This is a genomic window from Sandarakinorhabdus sp. (assembly GCF_031422795.1).
GTDB lineage: Bacteria > Pseudomonadota > Alphaproteobacteria > Sphingomonadales > Sphingomonadaceae > Sandarakinorhabdus.
Genome location: NZ_JANPML010000213.1, coordinates 1 through 2,105 on the forward strand (window position 1 = coordinate 1; position 2,105 = coordinate 2,105).

Annotated in this window: 2 protein-coding genes; one reads left to right on the forward strand and one right to left on the reverse strand. The window is 65.9% G+C overall.

What is annotated here, in order from left to right:
* Positions 1-610 (forward strand): AMP-binding enzyme (locus RMO81_RS08095; RefSeq protein ID WP_310475316.1); only part of this gene is annotated, 610 nt, incomplete at its 5' end.
* Between the two features lie 259 nt (positions 611-869).
* On the opposite strand, the gene RMO81_RS08100 is transcribed toward RMO81_RS08095, so the two are convergent.
* On the reverse strand, positions 870-2,105 hold a 1,236-nt coding region (locus RMO81_RS08100), incomplete at its 5' end, for a hypothetical protein (RefSeq protein ID WP_310475317.1).

Here is a 2,105-nt window from a genome sequence, read left to right on the forward strand (position 1 = left end):
TGGCCTCACGGAAACCGCGCCGTCGGGCACCTATCTCGGCCCGGATTTCGCGCTGGCCAAATTGGGTTCCGCCGGCAAGCCGATGTTCTTCGTCGATCTGCGCATCGTGGCCGAAGATGGCCGCACCCCATTGGGGCCGAATGAACGCGGCGAGGTGATCATGCGCGGCCCCAACATCATGCGCGGATACTGGAACAAGCCCGAAGCCACCGCAGCCGCCATCGATGCCGAAGGCTGGTTCCATAGCGGCGACATCGGCTATCTGGACGAGGACGGCTTCCTCTATATCTGCGACCGCCTGAAAGACATGATCATCAGCGGCGGCGAGAATATCTACCCTGCCGAGGTGGAAGCCGTGATCTACGACCACCCCGTTATCGCCGAAGTGGCGATCTTTGGCGAACCCAATGAAAAATGGGGCGAAAGCGTCACCGCGGTGGCGGCGCTGAAGCCGGGCACCAGCCTTGATCTGGAAACCCTGCGCGCCTGGGCCACCGAACGGCTGGCGCGGTACAAGCTGCCAACCCGTCTGGAAATCGTCACCGCCCTGCCGCGAAACCCGGCCGGCAAGGTGCTGAAGTTCGAGTTGCGAGTTCGGTTCAAGCGTTAGGGTCGATTGCAGTTTGATTGAACTGCCGAACCCACTCATGCCATGGCTCAGCGAGAACCGGTGATAGGTGCCTCCGGCGGCCAGGGGCTGAGCCCCTGGACCCGCTTTCGTTGGCGCGCGCCCCGCGACGAAAATTGGGCGTCAAGAGCAATAAAGACAAATGGGTGCTGGCCTCCGGCCTGCCCGCCGGAGGCTCTACTTCCGCCGCTAACGCAGCTCAGCCAATTCCTTCGCTAACGCGGCGCAGCCAGTTCCGCCGTTAGCGCGGCGGGGCCACTGCAGCCGGCAGATCGCGTCCCCATTTCAGGAAAGCCGCCTTCACGTCGGGCCGCGCTTTCAGCGTGCGCATGCTCGCCTTGGTCAGCTTGTCCGGCGCGTTTGGCCGGTCGTTGATCAGGAAGGGCTGCAATTCGAACAGCGCATCGTCGCGCGTGTCTTCGGCCTCCAGCCGCTTGATCAGCACGGCTGCGGCGGCATCCATCCGGCCCAGACAGGCGAAGGCGGCCTGCACGGCGCGGTTGTTGCCGTCCTGGCTCCAGCCGGTGGGCAGCGTGGCGGCGAGTTTCTGTGCGTCGGCGGCCTTGCCAGACCGCGCCAGCGCACACACCTTGATGCCGGCCAGTGCCTGCTTGCCGAAATTGTTCAGATCGGCACTGTCGGCAGCCGTAGCGCGGGCCAGCGCATCGGCGTGGCGCCCGGCTTCCTCGGCCATGTCGGCGCCCACGATGCGGAACGAAAGCTGGCTGGGCCGGCCTTCGGCGGGCAGTGCCGCCACGGCGTCGATCACCGCCAGCGCGTCGTCGATGCGGCCGGCATCGGCCAACAGCGCCGCCTTCAGATTCAGGGTCCATAACTCGCGGTTGTTCAGCTTGGCCAGCGCTTCGGGCGTCGTGCCGATATCCTTCACCCGTTCCAGCGCTTCGGGTTCCTTGCTGGCGATGTTGAGCGCTTCGGCCACGCCGGCCCGCGCCACGATGGATTGCGGGTTGGCGGCCAGCCGCTTTTCCGCCGCCGCGATGAAGGCGGCATCGGCTGTGTCGGCACCGGGGCCGAGCCGGGCTTCCAGCGCCGGCCATAGCGATTGATAGCGGCGATCGATGGCCAGGCGGGCGATATTGGCGGTGTTGATCAGCGCCGCGATGATCGGTGCCGCATCGTCCAGCCGGTCGCGCTTGGCCAGCCCGGCGATCACGCGCAGGCGCAGCCCATCGCCGTCACCCACCGTCTCATCGGGCGGCGCATGGTTGGCTGCGACCAGCGTATAGGAAAGGTCAAAGCTGCGCTGTTCATCGCTGGCCACACTGCGCTGCACATCGTTGATCAGTTCATGCGGCAGCTCGCCCAGCCATTTCGGGTTGGATGCGGCCACCAGTTGCAGCGTCTGTGCCGCCCCGTTCACATCGCCGGTGATAACGCGCAGCACAAACAACTGGCGCAGCAGCAGCGGCGTGGGGTTGAGCGTGCTGTCCACCGCCAGTTCGATGGCGGCGCGGGC